This window comes from Magnetospirillum gryphiswaldense MSR-1 v2 (genome assembly GCF_000513295.1).
In the GTDB taxonomy this organism is placed as follows: domain Bacteria; phylum Pseudomonadota; class Alphaproteobacteria; order Rhodospirillales; family Magnetospirillaceae; genus Magnetospirillum; species Magnetospirillum gryphiswaldense.
In genome coordinates this window covers 3349880-3363861 of record NC_023065.1, presented here as the reverse complement: position 1 = coordinate 3363861, position 13982 = coordinate 3349880, and the positions used below count along the sequence as shown (strand labels likewise).

Genomic DNA, 13982 nt, shown 5'->3' with positions numbered 1-13982 from the left:
TCCATCAATTCATGCGAGAGCGGATCTCGGCCAGCAATTGCTTGCCGCGTCCACGCGCCAGGGCATTATCCTCGCGCTGGACGAATTGTTCCAGCGCCGCCGCCGCCCCGGTCAGGTCGTTCAGGCGCAGGCGCATCAGTCCGGCTTCGCGCCACAGGCTGGCCTTGGCCGGCGCGAACAGCAGGCAGCTTTCCACCACCGCCAGGGCGGTTTCCATGCGGCCTTGGCGCAGATGGTGCATTTTCAGGCTTTGCCGCCAGCGCAACAAAGCCTGGCGGGCGGAGAGCGGGGTAAAGAAATCAGGGTCGAGTTCAGCGCTGGGGCCGGCATCCAGCTTGTGCAACACGCGCAGACTGGGGGAATCGAGCACGCGGCCGTCGGCGCATTCGACGATCACCCGCCCGCCCGCGTGGTCGGCCAGACGGATCAGGGCATGCATGGGAAAGGCCAGCATCTCGCAATCCAGCCCGGCAGCGGCGGCGACACTCAGCCACAGCATGGCGAGGGTATCGTGGCCGGCCCGCCCATGTTCCAGCAATTGCGGCACTTCGTGGCCGTCGGCCTCATCGCCGCCGGGACCGAAACGATGGCGATGAATCAGTGTATCGGCGAGGATTGCCGCCATTTGGCTGGCATGGGGTTTGATCGGCAAGCTGCGGCGGACCTGCTCGACCAGATCCTCGACCTTGGCCCGCGCCACGGCCATGTCGGCGCCCGGACGGTGCAGGGCGGCCAGGGCCAGGGCCGCCTCCAGCACCGAAACGGACTCATCGGTGAACTGGCTGAGATCGGCCAGGATTTCGGTTTCGACGCCCATCAGCCGCCGTGACGCCGCGGGTCGTTCTTCAGCCGCACGTAAGTGATGACGTTCTTGACCGCCGAAACCTCGCGCGCATGGCCGATGACCCGGTTGAGTTCGGTGTCGGATTGGGCGATGCCCAGCAGATAAACGGTGCCGTCGGTAACGTCGACGGTGTAGTTGATGTTGCTGATCTGCTTGTCGAACAGCATGCGGCTTTTGATTTCCTGCTGGATGCGCAGGTCGCGGGCGCCGTCGATTACCCCGGAACTTTCGCTCACCAGCAGCTCGTTATAAACCTCGCGCACGCCGGCCACCTGCCAGGTCAGGCGGACCGCGTCCTCGCGCACCTGCTCGGTCGGTACGGTACCGGTCAGCAACACCCGGCCTTCGCTGATGGCCAGGGTGACCTTGGAATACATGTCGACGTTGTGGCGGAACCAGGCTTCGTTGATCTCGACGCGGATGCGGGCATCCTGGGCGGCGCCTTCCAGGCCGCGTTCCTCCGAGGCGGCCACCCCGGCGGTGGCGCCGGCGCCGATGACCATGCCGACGCAGCCCGACAGGGATGGCGCGGTGGCCAGCATGGCGATCAGGGCGAGGGAACGGTGGATCGTCACGGCTTCATTCCTTTTCAGCTATCGTTGCACGACCTTAACGGCGCTTGCCGATCCCCTCAAGCATCCATCCGCCATGCGTCGGAAATGTGGCAAGGCAGCTTGCCGGGGGCAAAAAGAATGGCGTCGAAGCGTGGGCTGCACTCGCCAAGACGCGGGTTGGCGGCCATGAACGCCGCCGCCGCCCGGGCAATACGGCGGCGCTGCGCCGCGCTGATGGCTTGGGCGGCATCGTCCAGGCTGGCGCGGGCCTTGACCTCGACGAAGGCGATAACGCCGCCCCGGCGGGCAATGATGTCGATTTCGCCGGCACCGGTGCCGCGTCCGCAACGTTGGCCTTGGGCCAGGATGGCATAGCCTTTCAACCGCAGCCACCAGGCGGCCAGGCGTTCCGCCCGTTTGCCGGTTCGCCCCGATGTGTTGTGACGGGCGCTCAATTCGGGGCGTCGACGCGGAACAGCCGAAGCGCCCGGGCATAGATGTCGCGACGCGGAAAGCCGGTTTCGGCGGCGATCAGGGCGGCAGCATCCTTGACCGAGGCGCCACCATCGACGGCGGCCTTCAGGCGCTGGTCCAATTCCGCGTCATCCGGCGGCAGCGAATCCGAGGGCGGCGCCACCACCACCACCACCTCGCCCTTGGGGGGAGTGTCGGCATAGCGGTTGGCCAGCGCGAACAGGTCGCCACGGGCCACTTCTTCATGCAGCTTGGTCAGCTCACGCGCCACCGCAGCCTCACGGGCGCCCAAAACCGCAGCCATGTCGGCCAGGGATTCGCCCAGGCGATTGGGTGATTCATAGAACATGAGGGTGGCCGGTACCTTGGCCACCTCGCGTAAGGCCTTGCGCCGGGCGGCGGCCTTGGTCGGCAGGAAGCCGGCGAACAGGAAGCGGTCGTTGGGCAATCCCGACAATTGCAAGGCGGTGATGACGGCAGAGGCGCCGGGCAAGGCGGTGACCGTCAATCCTTCGGCGACGCAGGCCTTGACCAGCCGATAACCGGGGTCCGACACCAAGGGTGTGCCGGCATCGGAGACCAGGGCGACGATCTGACCTTGCTTCAACCGTTCGATCAGCTCGGGCCGGGCCCGTTCGGCGTTGTGTTCGTGATAGGGTGTCATCGGACGGTCCAGCCCCAGCCGGTTCAACAGCTTGCCGGTGACGCGGGTATCCTCGCACGCCACCACGTCGGCGACGCTCAGCACCTCCACGGCGCGATAGGTGATGTCGCCCATGTTGCCGATGGGGGTGGCGACCAGATACAGCCCCGGCGCCGGTTTACTTCGGACGCGCAAGTGTCTACCCTCGGCTTCGCCGTCGTTCGCCGTCGGGGAGAGGTCCGTTGCGTCGCCTTTTTGTTGCCTTGCCATTGCTGTCGGCCCTGCTGTTGAGCGGTTGTAGCCAAACAGAAGTACCACCGTGGCTGAGCGGAACCAAGCCCGCACCGCAAAATCGGGCCGAAGCCCCGCCGGTTCAAGCCCCTGCCGGACAACGACCGCAGGTGCAATTGCCGGCCCCGGTTCCCGCACCCACACCCGTACCGGCGCCGGTGCGCTCGGAACCCTTGCCCCCCGCCCTGCCACCGGTCCCCACGCCCATGGCCGGCGCCAGCTTCCAGGGCCGCGAGGAAATCCGCGCCGCCCTGCTGGTGCCCCTCTCTGGGCCTTATGCCGCCTGGGGGCAGGCCATGTCCAATGCTGCCCAGATGGCCCTGTTCGACGTGGCCGACGAACGGTTGAATTTGATTCCGCTGGATACCAAGGGCACGCCCGAAGGGGCGGTGGCGGCGTTGGAACAGGCCCGCACCCAAGGCGCCGACATCATTCTGGGGCCGGTCTTCTCGCCCGAGGTCAAGGCGGTGGCGCCGCAGGCGCGGGCCTGGGGGATACCGCTGGTCAGTTTCACCACTGACCGGTCCATGCTGGGCCAGGGCATCTACACCCTGGGCTTTTTGCCCGAATCGCAGATCCAGCGGGTGGTCATCCATGCCCGCTCTCAGGGCAAGCAGCGTTTCGCCTTGCTGGCGCGGGCGGATGAATATGGTCAGGCGGTGGCCGAGGCCTTTCGCAACGTGGTGCCGCAAGTGGGTGGCCAAGTGGCCAAGGTGGAGTTCTACGATCCCCAGGCCAAGGATGTCAGCAACACCATCAAGCGCTTCACCGAATCCGATGCGCGCACCCGTGGCCGCGACCGTAAGGAGGTAGGCGCCATTCCGCCGCCGCCCTTCGACGCCGTACTGATCGCCGATGAGGGCACCCGCCTGCGCACGGTGTCGTCGCTGGTGACTTATTACGAAGTGGACATCGACAAGGTGCCGCTGTTGGGCACCATGTTGTGGGACGATCCGCGTCTGGCCGCCGAGCCGTCGCTGCAAGGCGCCTGGTTCGCCGCCCCCGCCGCCGAGGGCTATGCCGAGTTCGAGCGCCGTTATGCCGCCGCCTTCGGGTCGCGTCCGCCCCGGGCCGGCACCTTGCGGGCCTCGCTGGCCTATGACGCCACCGCCCTGGCGGCGGCGCTGGTGCGGCAGAATCTGGATTATTCGGCGGCGACGTTGACCAATAGCGGCGGCTTCGCCGGCATGGACGGTTTGTTCCGTCTGCGCGCCGACGGCACCGTCGAACGCGGGCTGGCCGTGCGCGAGATCGCCAAGGCCGGTATTCGTGACATCGCGCCTTCGCCCACCAGCTTCGCCCAGCCGGGGATGTGACGATCCTTCCATCGCACTCCTAAACAAAACCCCCGCCGGGTTGCCCCGGCGGGGGTGATAACTTCTGATCTGCGTCAGCGGACGATCACTCGTCGTTGCGCACGCCCATGAAGTGCAGCAGGAACTGGAACAGCATGATGAAGTCCATGTACAGGCTGAGGGCGCCGAACACGGCCTTCTTGCTGGCGGTCTCGCTATCATCCAGTTCGAAGTACATTTCCTTGATCTTCTGGGTGTCATAGGCGGTCAGACCAGCGAAAATCAGCACGCCGGCGGCCGAGATGACGAATTGCAGCATGGAGCTGGCCAGGAAGATGTTGACCACCGAGGCGATCAACAGACCGATGGTGCCCATGAACAGGAAGGTGCCCATGCCGCTCAGGCTGCGCTTGGTGGTGTAGCCCCACAGCGACAGGCCGGCGAAGGCGGCGGCGGTGACGAAGAAGGTCCGGGCGATGGAGGCGCCGGTGAAGACGATGAACACCGAAGCCAGCGACGCGCCCATCAGAGCGGCGTACAGCCAGAACACGCCCTGGGCGGTGGACGCCTTCATGGCATGGATGCGCATGGACAGGAAGAAGGCCAAGCCGACGGGGGCCAGCATGACCACCCACTTGAGCGGCGTGCCGAAAATCATCTGCAGGGCGGAGGGGCTGGAAGCGACCAGCAGGGCGACGCCGCCGGTAAGCGCCAGACCCAGCGCCATCATGTTGTAAACCCGCAGCATGTACTGACGCAGGCCGACATCGATCTGTGCGGCGTCGGCTTGCGCAGGCGTCATATATTTACGATCGGATCCGAAGGCCATTGTGTACCTCGTGGCTCGGGGGTTGACGTTGCGACCGATATGGCGCGGTCAGGGGCCAAATCAAGCGCGATGAAGCAAGAATATCAATCGGGCGGCGCCATAGATACGCTGGTCGTGCGGTTCGAAGCCGGGAGGCGGCTGAAACTCTTCCTTCGCCGCCACTTCCACCACCACCAGGGCGCCATCGGCCAACCAGCCGCCCACCGCCAGGGCGCTCAGGCAGGGCGCCGACAGGTTGGAATGGTAAGGCGCATCCACCAGCGCCAGCGTGCAGGCCGCCTTGGACGGCGGAGCCTTGGTCGCATCGGCGCGGATGATGTCGGCGTTTTCCTTCAACGCCGCCAGATTGGCGCGGATCGCCTTGAGGGAATCCGGGTGGCTTTCGATGAAGCTGACATGAGCGGCGCCGCGCGACAAGGCTTCCAGCCCCAGGGCGCCGGAGCCGGCGAAGCAATCGACCACGCGGGCGCCGTCAAGCTCGACCAGATCGGAATGGGCCAGGATGTTGAACAAGGCCTGCCGCGCCCGGTCGGCGGTGGGCCGCGCCACCCGACCATCGGGGGCGGTCAGAACCCGACCTTTATGCTTACCGCCGACGATTCTCATGCGATGCCTTGCCCGCATGGGGCTTCTTGTGGTTGGACGGCGGACGCGGGCGGTCCTCGGTGTCGGCCTTGGCCCAATTGCCGCCGCCTTGGCCCAATTGTTCCTTGACGATCTTGCCCGGCACTTCCTCGACCCCGCCTTCTTCCAGGCTGCCCAGCTGGAACGGGCCGTAAGACACCCGGATCAAGCGGCTGACCGGCCAGCCCAGATGCTCCATCACCCGGCGGATTTCGCGGTTCTTGCCTTCCTTCAGGCTGATGGTCAGCCAAGCGTTGGAGCCTTTCTGACGATCCAGGATGGCCTTGATCGGGCCGTATTTGACGCCGTCGATGGTCAGGCCCTTTTCCAGCGGCACCAGACTTTCCGGCTCGATGGTGCCGTGGACGCGCACGCGATAGCGCCGCACCCAGCCGGCGGCGGGCAGTTCCAGCGACCGGGCCAGCTCGCCGTCATTGGTGAGCAGCAGCAGCCCTTCGGAATTGAGATCCAGCCGGCCGACGGAAATCACGCGGGGCATGGTGGCCGGCAGTTTCTCGAACACGGTGGCGCGGCCCTGAGGGTCGCGGTGGGTGGTGACCAGCCCCGCTGGCTTGTGATAACGCCACACCCGGGCCTTTTCCGCCTCGGGCACCAACTGGCCGTCGACGACGATGCGGTCGCCAGGGCCGACCAGAAAGGCCGGGCTTTCCAGAACCACGCCGTTGACCGCCACCTTGCGCGAAGTGATCAGCTTTTCGGCGTCGCGGCGCGAGCAGATGCCGGCGCGGGCCAGCCGCTTGGCGATGCGTTCTTTTTCTTCGGTCTCGGGAAGAGTATCGGTAGCGGCAAGGGTGTCTTCGCTCATGCGTGGCAGGCCTTTATGAAGGCGCGGTACAAACGGGAATCCGCGTCGGAAATGGTGAATTCGGGGTGCCATTGCACGCCGATGCAGAATTTGTGGCCCGGGTGCTCGATGCCCTCGATCACCCCGTCCTCGGCCCGGGCATTGACGACGCAGCCGGGCGCCACATCCTTGACCGCCTGATGATGGGCGCTGTTGACCGGGATGCGCAAGCTTTGGGCGATGTCGGCAAGCCGGGTACCGGGGACCAGCACGGCGTCATGGCCGGCCTGATCCCGCGGATTGGGCTGTTCATGGGCCAGACACTCGACCACCTCATCGGGGATATGCTGGATCAGGGTGCCACCCAGGGCGACGTTCAGCAATTGCTGGCCGCCGCAAATGCCCAAGATCGGCATGTCGCGCTTGAGCGCTCCTTGGATCATGGCCAGCTCGAATTGGGTGCGGGCCTTTTTCACCACCACCGTTTCATGGCGGGTGGCGGCGCCGAACAGGGCAGGGTCGACGTCGAAGGCGCCGCCGGTGACGATCAGACCGTGGATGCGGTCAAGGTAATCGGCGGCCAGGGATGGTTCATGCGGCAGGGGCAGCGGCAAGCCGCCCGCCGCCACCACGGCAGAGCAGTAATTCTGGCGCAGCGCATACCAGGGGAATTTGGAATAGCCCCCCGGCTCCTCGCTGTCCAAGGTGATGCCGATGACGGGAAGATCGCGCATGGAATGCCTTTGGCCTGTGATGATCTTCGTATAGTGCCCTGCGCCGATGGCGGCAATGTGTTAGATGTGGGGGCATGGACGACTTCATGCAGATGGCCATGGATCAGGCCGCCGCCGCCGCCCGCCGTGGCGAGGTGCCGGTGGGTGCCGTGTTGGTGCGGGCCGGTCAGGTCATCGCCGCCGACGGCAACCGGGTCGAGGAACTGCACGACCCCACGGCGCACGCCGAAATGCAGGTGATCCGCGCCGCCGCGACCCGATTGGGCCAAACCCGGCTGGAGGAATGCGACCTCTATGTGACCTTGGAACCCTGCCCCATGTGCGCGGCGGCCATCGCCCACGCGCGGCTGCGGCGGCTGTATTACGGCGCCTACGACCCCAAGGGCGGCGGCGTCGAACATGGGGCGCGGGTGTTCGAGCGGTCCACCTGCCATCATCGCCCGGAAATCGTCGGCGGCCTGCGTGAGGCGGAGAACGCTGCGCTGCTGCAAGACTTCTTCCGGCAAAGACGCTAGGGGAGTATGCGCGGTGCGCGCTTCCCATTATTTGCTAATACCAGCATATTAGCGACATCGAATAACAAACGGAGTTTCCTCTGATGAGCACCCAGGACTGGCCCGAACTGGCCAAGGATTTGTCGGCGTTGGTCGGCCAGGTGCGCGGCGGCATCCCCGAGGTGATGAAGGGCTTTTCCGCCATGGCCAAGGCCGCTTGCGCCGATGGCGCCCTGGACGCCAAGACCAAGGAACTGGTGGCCCTGGGCATTGCCATCGCCGCCCGCTGCGACGGTTGCATCACCTTTCACACCCGCACCGCCCGCGACCTGGGCACCAGCCGCGAGGAACTGATGGAAGTCATCGGCATGGCCGTCTACATGGGCGGCGGTCCGTCCTTGATGTATGGCGGATTGGCGGTCGAGGCCTTCGACCAGCACGTCGCCGACAAAGTCGCAGAATAATCGCTTTCGCCAAGGAATGACCCGTTGGGTCATTCCTTGGCCGGGCGATTTGATCGCCGTCAAGGCAGACAGAATGGTTTTGTGCTGTCATCCACGATCGACCATTGGACGGAGAATGGCGATGAGAGCGTTGATCTTTCCCCTTCTGTCCGCACTGATATTGACGGTTCCGGCCCAGGCTGAGCAGCCCGAGGCTATTTTTGACCGGGCCTGCGGGGCCTGTCATTTCAAACAGCGCGACACAGCGCGGCGCGATGAAATGATTGCGCCGCCCATGGATATGATGGCGGCGCATCTGCGGCAGGTGACTGGTCCTGACCGCGCCGTCTTTGTCGCCCGCGTGCTGGATTTCATCAAGGCCCCGGCCGAGGCCAAGGCCGTGGACGCTATGGCGGTGCAGCGCTTTGGCCTGATGTCCCCCATCGGCGATACCTTCCCCGAACTGACCGATGGGGAATTGCAAGCGGTCGCCAATTGGGTTTTCGATAGTTTCGCCACCGCGCAATTACCGTCTCCAGGCCAGCGCGGACGGATGGCCCCCTGATCGCCCCATGGGGGTATTGATGAAATTGGCGGTTCTTCGCGCTCTTGTTCCGAATCGGGAACGATGATGATGTCAACACTCTCCCGTCTTTGTGTCGTGGCGCTGTATATTGCCGTCGGCTCGGCTCGGGCCAGTGATCTGCACGCCCTATGGGATGGGCAATGTGGTGGCTGCCATGGCCATGCCGGAGATTTCGCCCGTCAGGCGCTGGACCTGCGCGACGGCGTCGTCTTTGGTCGGGCCAGCGGGCAGAAGCTGGATGATTTTCTCGTCCGCCATAATGGCGGCTATTCCCCCGCTCAGATTGCCGCCCTGGCCGACATGCTGGTCGGACAGATGGGGCGTGGTCCGGAATTTCGCACCCATTGCGGTGGCTGCCATGACAATGCCGCCCAATTGGTGCGTGACTGGGTGGTGCGTCGCGACGGCGTGCTGGTTGGCCTAGCGTCGGGTCAGGCCTTGACTGATTTTCTGCACCGGCATGGTGGTGCCGACGAGGTCAGCCGGACGCAGATCATCGAATCCCTAAATCAAATCGAAACAGAAATAAATCATCGTTAGGACTTTGCTGGTTTGCGCACAGCGCCGGCATGATGCTTGCATTGCAATGGGCAAACGTCCAAGACCGAAGGCAATGAACAGCACCCTGTCCCAGGACCCCAAAGGCTATTACGCCATTCTAGGCCTTGCCCCTGGCGCCGATCTGGCGGCCATCAAGGCGGCCTATCGCGCGCGGGCCAAGAAGGTCCATCCCGATCGCAACCCGACGGAAGCCGCTCGCCTTGAATTTCAAAGGCTTGTCGAGGCTTATCGGGTGTTGCAGGATGTGTTGCGGCGGGCCGAATACGATGCCACCGGCGTGCATCCGCTGACCGAGGACGGTGACGATTATCCGTCGTCGCCGTTTGCCTGTTCGCGCTGCGGCAAGGTCACCGCCCAGCCCCGCTATGTCATTTTCCACCGGGTAAAAAGTTACCTGGTGTGGGCACGCTGGAGCCATGACGAGGGAATTTTTTGCCGGGACTGCGCCGATGTGGCGGCGGCCAAGGCCAGCACCCAGACCTGGGCCTGGGGGTGGTGGTCGCCCATGGGCTTGGTGCTGACCCCCCTCGCCCTGTTCCGCAATCTGTTCGGCGGTACCAAGCCTCGGCACCAGAATGCCCGGTTGTTGATCCGCCAGGCCCGCGCCTTTCTCGATCTGGAGGAAACCGATCTGGCCCGCGGCCTGACCGAGCAGGCGGCACGTTTCGCCCGCCTGTCCGTGCACAAGCGGCAGGTGACCGTGCTGCGGCAGGCGACACAAGAGTCCAGTCGTCGCCTGCGCGGTCGTTGGGCGCCATGGAAAGGCGCGGTGTTCGCCGCCCAAGGACTGCCTTTGGCCGCCCTGCCGGTGGCCTTGGGGCTGTTGGGCTTCGGCCTGACCCGGCCCTGGGATCAACCGGTGGCCAGTTCCGCCGGCATCACCGTGCAAGCCGCCCTGGTCGGTGACATCCGCCATGTGGCGGTGGCCGACCTGAAATTACGCCAAGCCCCGCTGGAAGGGGCGCCGGTGCTGACCTTGCTGGACCGTTTTACCACCGTACAGATTTTGGATTCGCCCGACCCGGAATGGGCGCAGGTGCGCACACCGTCGGGGGTCATCGGCTGGGTGTCGCGGCGCGGCCTTTACGCCGGGGCCGGTACCCGCCACAAGCAGGATTGGTGCGAGGCCAACAAGGGCGCCAAGACCGAACCGGGCGAGGTGTTGATGCGTCGGGCCAGCGGCGAACATCGGCTGATGATCCACAACGAGGGCCGCTTTGACGCCGTGGTCAAGCTGAAGACGGCCAGCGGCACCACTGTGCTGTCCTATTTTATTCCGGCAGCGTATCACCTTGCGGTGGGCAGCATCCCCGAGGGCACCTATCGCATGGAATTCGCCACCGGCAACGGTTATTCCCGGGGCTGCGGGCTGTTCACCAAGAACATGGAAGCGGGCCTGCTACCGTTTACCCTGACCTTCCGCACCCTGGCGGCGACCAGGACATCGTCGATGATGACCTTACCGGAGATCACCCTGGCACCGCCGGGCAAGGACGCCAACGGCCCGCAAAACCTGGATATCGACCGGTTCGTCGAGGATGATTAATTCACGTAGAACTGCCAGCCGAACCAGCGCCAGCGTCCGTCCAGGGTGGGGATGGTGCAGTTGATGCGCCCGCGTCCGGCGGGAAAAGGCTTGGTCATGCGCACTTCCACCCGCGGTCCCAGGGTTTCGGTCGTCACCTTGCCCTCGTGCGAGGCGTAGCAGCCCAGCAATTCCATCCCCGGTACTTCATGCGCCATGGTAAAGCCGAACAGCGGCGGATTGACCTTCAGCGTCGGGTCGGGGGGGCTGACCTCGACCACCGGCAAGGCGATGGTGCGTGCGGCCAGCCGGAAACGTTCGATCTCGCCATAGGTTTCATTAAGGGCGAAGCGGGGCAGGAAAAAGGGGGTGGCGCCGAACCAGGCGGGGCCGGAATGCTGGCCGAAAGCAGCGTCATAGCCGGCGGCGCGCACCGCCTGTTCGGCGTCATCGCTCATTTCCCCGAACGGCCAGGCGAACAGTTTGGGCACCGCCCCCAATTCCGCCTGAAAGCGCTGGGCGGCGCGGGCCAGATCTTCGGCGACGCTGGCCTGGGTCAGGGCCGGCATGTGCGGATGACCGGCGCCTTGGCTGCCGATGGTCACCAGCCCCGAGGCCGCCAATTCACGAATCTGGTCCCAGCTCATGTATTCGGCACCGCCGCGATCGGTCTCGTCGGTGACCACGAACAGGGTAAAGGGCAGATTGGCCGCTTTCAGCCGGGGCCAAGCGTTACGGTAGACGGTCATCCAGGCATCGTCGATGGACAGCGCCACCGTCTTTTCCGGTAGGGCCTGCCTGTTTTTCAAGGCGGCGACGATGCGCGGCAGCGGCCACACCGTATAGCCGCCGCTTTGCAACTCGGCGATATGGGCGTCCAACTGGTCGATGCGGGTGTTGGCGGTGGGGAAACGCGAATCGTCGAAGCGGTGGTACATGAACACCACCGCCGATTCCGCCGCCCAAGCCGCCGAACCGGTCAGCAGCACGGCAAGGCCCGCAATCAATCCCCACAGTTTACGCATCGCACTCTAGGTTCCCTGGCCCCGTCGGGGGTAAGGTAAGTCCAAGCTAAAACAACACTTCATGTTGTACGACAGGAGACGGTCCATGACCACCCCGCAGCTGGAACAAATGTTCAACCTTGGCCGCACTCATTCTCATTGGCTGGATCGTCCGGTGGACCCTGGCCTGTTGCGTCAGGCCTGGGATCTGGCGGTGCTGGGGCCGACTTCCGCCAATTGTCTGCCCATGCGCGTGGTTTTCGTCGTGGGGGCCGCGGCCAAGGCCAGGCTGCGCCCGGCCCTGGCCGCGGGCAATGTGGACAAGACCATGGCCGCCCCGGTCACCGCCATCATTGGCCAGGATCTGGATTTTCCCGACACCTTGCCCCGGCTTTATCCCCATGCCGATGCGCAATCGTGGTTCGCTGGCAACGACGCCCTGATCCAATCCACCGCCTTTCGCAATTCCAGCCTGCAAGCCGGTTATTTCATTCTGGCGCTGCGTGCCCAGGGTCTGGATTGCGGCCCCATGAGCGGTTTTGATGCCGATCAAGTCGATCAAGCCTTTTTCGCCGATACCAAGGTGCGGGCCAACCTGCTCATCAATATCGGTTACGGTGACGCAACAAAGTTGCATCCGCGCAATCCCCGCCTATCCTTCACCGAGGGCTGCCGCATCCTATAATTTGGGTCGGGGCAGGTGCGACAGATCGATGCCGGCGGCCCAGCCGCCTGCCATGGCGATGATGGCGACGATAGCGATTTCGGCCAGTGACCCCGTGCGGCACAGATTAAGCGTGAAGCGACGCTTATTCGGCCACAACAGCGGCACTCCCGACGGCGTCAGGCCATCGGCGAGCAGGTGCGACAGATAGCCCACCACCACCGGTGCCGCCAGCCAGCCGGTGCCCATGATCGTCAGCAACACGGCACAGGCGAGGACCGCCAGGGCGGAATGGGTGAGGCCGCGATGCCCCAGCAGAAATGATAATGGTATCGAAATAAATGGCACTTTGCGCCCGGCCCAGGAGTGCGGGTGGTCGATATCGGGCAACAGCGCCCCCAGGGCCGCCGCCGCCAAGGCCTGCGGCTCCACTGCTTCCAGCCCCGACAGACGGGCGGTTACCGCCCACAGCGCCGCACCGACGGCGATATGCGATCCGGCCATCATGCTGTGCTTGCTCCTTCAACCATACCGCTTTTGGATGTGGTGGTTTGGGTCACTCGATTATTGGAATTGGTCATAAGCCTCGGGTAAACTCCGTATGGGAAAGGGCGGGACGGAAAAGGTCTCGGGGGTGAGCCATGACCATTGCTTGGCGTGAAGCCATGAATACCGGAGATCCGACCATCGACGCCGATCATCGGCATCTGGTCGATCTGATCAATGCCTTTGAAGCGGCGCTGGCCGGTGGCGGTGCCATCGAGCACAAGCGTATCGCCCGGGTTCTGCTGGGTTTGGTGGAATATACCGGCGAGCATTTCAAACGCGAGGAAGATATTCAGCTAGCGGTGCGCTATCCCTATCATGATAGCCATCGGCGGTCGCATCGGGACGTGTTGAAGAAGCTGTCGACTATCGTCGGCGATTATACCAGGACCCCCGACGGCCCCGAACGCGACCGTATGGTGCGCGATCTTGGAGCGTTCCTGAAGGAATGGCTGGTGGATCACATCATCCAGTCGGATTTGCGGATGAAGCCTTATATCCAGCAGATGCAGCAGCAAAAGGTGCTGGCCGACAAGCGTCGCCGTGAGGCGGTGGCCGCCTCGGAACGCATGGCGGCAGAGAAAGCCCTGGCGGAAAAGCTGGCCGCCGAGAAGGTGTGAGGGCGCGGCCCGGTCAGCCCTCGCTCTTGATCAAAATCATTGCGGCGGCAAGTTTATTCTTGCCGCAGCGCAGCAAAATCCCCATTCTGCCGCCCCATCTTTGCAAGTGGAGAGCATCTATGCGGTCGGTGTCGATCCTGGCGGTCCTGGGCCTGATCATGGCCTTTTTCCTGGATCTCGCCCCTGCCGACGCCCTGCCGCCCTCCGCCGACAACGGTGCCGAGGTCGTCGCCCGCTGGTGTGCCGATTGCCACATGAACCAGCGCGCCGACACCCCCAGTTTCCAAATCATTTCCGCTCGCCGCTCGGCGGCGGATATCCGCACCGCCCTGTCCAAACCCCATGCCCGGCCCATGGGCGGCATCCGCCTGAACCGGCGTGAGATCGACGATGTCACCGCCTATATCAAAGGCTTGGGGCATTAGTTTTTCTTACTAAAGGCGATT

General features: G+C 64.4%; 19 protein-coding genes. 9 read left to right on the top strand and 10 right to left on the bottom strand.

Going from position 1 to position 13982, the window contains the following annotated elements:
* Positions 1 to 4: 4 nt before the first annotated feature.
* Genes MGMSRV2_RS16180 through rsmI form a run of 4 tightly spaced genes read right to left on the bottom strand, consistent with a single transcriptional unit; the run spans position 5 to position 2710 of the window.
* Positions 5 to 817, bottom strand: a complete 813-nt coding sequence (locus MGMSRV2_RS16180; RefSeq protein ID WP_024081437.1) for a transglutaminase family protein — start codon at positions 815 to 817, stop codon at positions 5 to 7.
* Entirely contained in the window at positions 817 to 1419 is a 603-nt protein-coding gene (locus MGMSRV2_RS16175; RefSeq protein ID WP_024081436.1) for a BON domain-containing protein, read from the bottom strand. Before MGMSRV2_RS16175 ends, MGMSRV2_RS16180 begins: the two co-directional genes overlap by 1 nt.
* Before the next feature lie 56 nt (positions 1420 to 1475).
* A complete protein-coding gene (locus tag MGMSRV2_RS16170) occupies positions 1476 to 1853 on the bottom strand; it encodes a YraN family protein (protein WP_024081435.1) in 378 nt (125 codons plus the stop codon).
* Positions 1850 to 2710 carry a 16S rRNA (cytidine(1402)-2'-O)-methyltransferase gene (gene rsmI / locus MGMSRV2_RS16165; protein ID WP_041633688.1) on the bottom strand — a complete coding sequence of 287 codons (861 nt, stop codon included), beginning with the start codon at positions 2708 to 2710 and terminating at the stop codon, positions 1850 to 1852. Before rsmI ends, MGMSRV2_RS16170 begins: the two co-directional genes overlap by 4 nt.
* Positions 2711 to 2916: 206 nt before the next feature.
* Here rsmI and MGMSRV2_RS16160 point away from each other — a divergent pair, with 206 nt between their 5' ends.
* Positions 2917 to 4122 (top strand): penicillin-binding protein activator, encoded by a 1206-nt coding sequence (locus MGMSRV2_RS16160; protein WP_242410695.1) that lies wholly within the window; start codon positions 2917 to 2919, stop codon positions 4120 to 4122.
* Between the two features lie 85 nt (positions 4123 to 4207).
* Here the strand turns inward: MGMSRV2_RS16160 and MGMSRV2_RS16155 are convergent, their stop codons facing one another.
* The 4 genes from MGMSRV2_RS16155 to MGMSRV2_RS16140 form a co-directional block, all read right to left on the bottom strand.
* The gene (locus tag MGMSRV2_RS16155; protein WP_144084323.1) at positions 4208 to 4903 is read right to left on the bottom strand and encodes a Bax inhibitor-1/YccA family protein; all 696 of its coding nucleotides are present in this window, start codon (positions 4901 to 4903) and stop codon (positions 4208 to 4210) included.
* 87 nt (positions 4904 to 4990) lie between these two features.
* Positions 4991 to 5536: a 16S rRNA (guanine(966)-N(2))-methyltransferase RsmD gene (rsmD, locus tag MGMSRV2_RS16150; RefSeq protein ID WP_041633687.1), complete on the bottom strand. Its 546-nt coding sequence runs from the start codon at positions 5534 to 5536 to the stop codon at positions 4991 to 4993.
* Entirely contained in the window at positions 5517 to 6380 is an 864-nt protein-coding gene (locus MGMSRV2_RS16145; protein WP_024081430.1) for a pseudouridine synthase, read from the bottom strand. The genes rsmD and MGMSRV2_RS16145 overlap by 20 nt, the downstream gene beginning before the upstream one ends.
* On the bottom strand, positions 6377 to 7093 hold the full coding sequence (locus MGMSRV2_RS16140) for a gamma-glutamyl-gamma-aminobutyrate hydrolase family protein (protein WP_024081429.1): 717 nt from the start codon (positions 7091 to 7093) through the stop codon (positions 6377 to 6379). Before MGMSRV2_RS16140 ends, MGMSRV2_RS16145 begins: the two co-directional genes overlap by 4 nt.
* A gap of 74 nt (positions 7094 to 7167) precedes the next feature.
* On the opposite strand from MGMSRV2_RS16140, the gene MGMSRV2_RS16135 reads away from it, so the two are divergent.
* The 5 genes from MGMSRV2_RS16135 (at position 7168) to MGMSRV2_RS16115 (ending at position 10723) form a co-directional block, all read left to right on the top strand.
* A complete protein-coding gene (locus MGMSRV2_RS16135; RefSeq protein ID WP_024081428.1) occupies positions 7168 to 7608 on the top strand; it encodes a nucleoside deaminase in 441 nt (146 codons plus the stop codon).
* Between the two features lie 83 nt (positions 7609 to 7691).
* Positions 7692 to 8051 (top strand): carboxymuconolactone decarboxylase family protein, encoded by a 360-nt coding sequence (locus MGMSRV2_RS16130; RefSeq protein WP_024081427.1) that lies wholly within the window; start codon positions 7692 to 7694, stop codon positions 8049 to 8051.
* 49 nt (positions 8052 to 8100) lie between these two features.
* Positions 8101 to 8595 carry a cytochrome c gene (locus tag MGMSRV2_RS16125; RefSeq protein WP_144084322.1) on the top strand — a complete coding sequence of 165 codons (495 nt, stop codon included), beginning with the start codon at positions 8101 to 8103 and terminating at the stop codon, positions 8593 to 8595.
* A 96-nt stretch (positions 8596 to 8691) separates the two neighbouring features.
* On the top strand, positions 8692 to 9156 hold the full coding sequence (locus MGMSRV2_RS16120) for a hypothetical protein (RefSeq protein ID WP_041633685.1): 465 nt from the start codon (positions 8692 to 8694) through the stop codon (positions 9154 to 9156).
* Between the two features lie 73 nt (positions 9157 to 9229).
* Positions 9230 to 10723 (top strand): DnaJ domain-containing protein, encoded by a 1494-nt coding sequence (locus MGMSRV2_RS16115; protein ID WP_024081424.1) that lies wholly within the window; start codon positions 9230 to 9232, stop codon positions 10721 to 10723.
* Here MGMSRV2_RS16115 and MGMSRV2_RS16110 read toward each other — a convergent pair.
* A complete protein-coding gene (locus MGMSRV2_RS16110; protein WP_024081423.1) occupies positions 10720 to 11727 on the bottom strand; it encodes a polysaccharide deacetylase family protein in 1008 nt (335 codons plus the stop codon). The genes MGMSRV2_RS16115 and MGMSRV2_RS16110 overlap by 4 nt on opposite strands.
* An 85-nt stretch (positions 11728 to 11812) precedes the next feature.
* Between MGMSRV2_RS16110 and MGMSRV2_RS16105 the strand changes: the two genes are divergently transcribed.
* The gene (locus tag MGMSRV2_RS16105; protein WP_024081422.1) at positions 11813 to 12391 is read left to right on the top strand and encodes a malonic semialdehyde reductase; all 579 of its coding nucleotides are present in this window, start codon (positions 11813 to 11815) and stop codon (positions 12389 to 12391) included.
* On the opposite strand, the gene MGMSRV2_RS16100 is transcribed toward MGMSRV2_RS16105, so the two are convergent.
* On the bottom strand, positions 12386 to 12877 hold the full coding sequence (locus MGMSRV2_RS16100; RefSeq protein WP_024081421.1) for a metal-dependent hydrolase: 492 nt from the start codon (positions 12875 to 12877) through the stop codon (positions 12386 to 12388). The two genes, MGMSRV2_RS16105 and MGMSRV2_RS16100, sit on opposite strands and share 6 nt — an antisense overlap.
* A 134-nt stretch (positions 12878 to 13011) precedes the next feature.
* Between MGMSRV2_RS16100 and MGMSRV2_RS16095 the strand changes: the two genes are divergently transcribed.
* Together MGMSRV2_RS16095 and MGMSRV2_RS16090 are read left to right on the top strand one after the other, a co-directional pair.
* Positions 13012 to 13536 carry a bacteriohemerythrin gene (locus MGMSRV2_RS16095; protein ID WP_024081420.1) on the top strand — a complete coding sequence of 175 codons (525 nt, stop codon included), beginning with the start codon at positions 13012 to 13014 and terminating at the stop codon, positions 13534 to 13536.
* Between the two features lie 119 nt (positions 13537 to 13655).
* Entirely contained in the window at positions 13656 to 13961 is a 306-nt protein-coding gene (locus MGMSRV2_RS16090; RefSeq protein WP_024081419.1) for a cytochrome c family protein, read from the top strand.
* The last annotated feature ends 21 nt before the right edge of the window (positions 13962 to 13982 follow it).

Excerpts from the sequence above, each read along its gene's own strand:
- MGMSRV2_RS16130 (WP_024081427.1), top strand. The coding sequence starts at position 7,692 with ATGAGCACCCAGGACTGGCCCGAACTGGCCAAGGATTTGTCGGCGTTG.
- MGMSRV2_RS16105 (WP_024081422.1), top strand. The coding sequence starts at position 11,813 with ATGACCACCCCGCAGCTGGAACAAATGTTCAACCTTGGCCGCACTCAT.
- MGMSRV2_RS16090 (WP_024081419.1), top strand. The coding sequence starts at position 13,656 with ATGCGGTCGGTGTCGATCCTGGCGGTCCTGGGCCTGATCATGGCCTTT.
- MGMSRV2_RS16155 (WP_144084323.1), bottom strand. The coding sequence starts at position 4,903 with ATGACGCCTGCGCAAGCCGACGCCGCACAGATCGATGTCGGCCTGCGT.
- MGMSRV2_RS16100 (WP_024081421.1), bottom strand. The coding sequence starts at position 12,877 with ATGATGGCCGGATCGCATATCGCCGTCGGTGCGGCGCTGTGGGCGGTA.
- MGMSRV2_RS16180 (WP_024081437.1), bottom strand. The coding sequence starts at position 817 with ATGGGCGTCGAAACCGAAATCCTGGCCGATCTCAGCCAGTTCACCGAT.
- MGMSRV2_RS16110 (WP_024081423.1), bottom strand. The coding sequence starts at position 11,727 with ATGCGTAAACTGTGGGGATTGATTGCGGGCCTTGCCGTGCTGCTGACC.
- MGMSRV2_RS16095 (WP_024081420.1), top strand. The coding sequence starts at position 13,012 with ATGACCATTGCTTGGCGTGAAGCCATGAATACCGGAGATCCGACCATC.
- MGMSRV2_RS16140 (WP_024081429.1), bottom strand. The coding sequence starts at position 7,093 with ATGCGCGATCTTCCCGTCATCGGCATCACCTTGGACAGCGAGGAGCCG.
- MGMSRV2_RS16135 (WP_024081428.1), top strand. The coding sequence starts at position 7,168 with ATGGACGACTTCATGCAGATGGCCATGGATCAGGCCGCCGCCGCCGCC.
- MGMSRV2_RS16115 (WP_024081424.1), top strand. The coding sequence starts at position 9,230 with ATGAACAGCACCCTGTCCCAGGACCCCAAAGGCTATTACGCCATTCTA.
- rsmD (WP_041633687.1), bottom strand. The coding sequence starts at position 5,536 with ATGAGAATCGTCGGCGGTAAGCATAAAGGTCGGGTTCTGACCGCCCCC.
- MGMSRV2_RS16145 (WP_024081430.1), bottom strand. The coding sequence starts at position 6,380 with ATGAGCGAAGACACCCTTGCCGCTACCGATACTCTTCCCGAGACCGAA.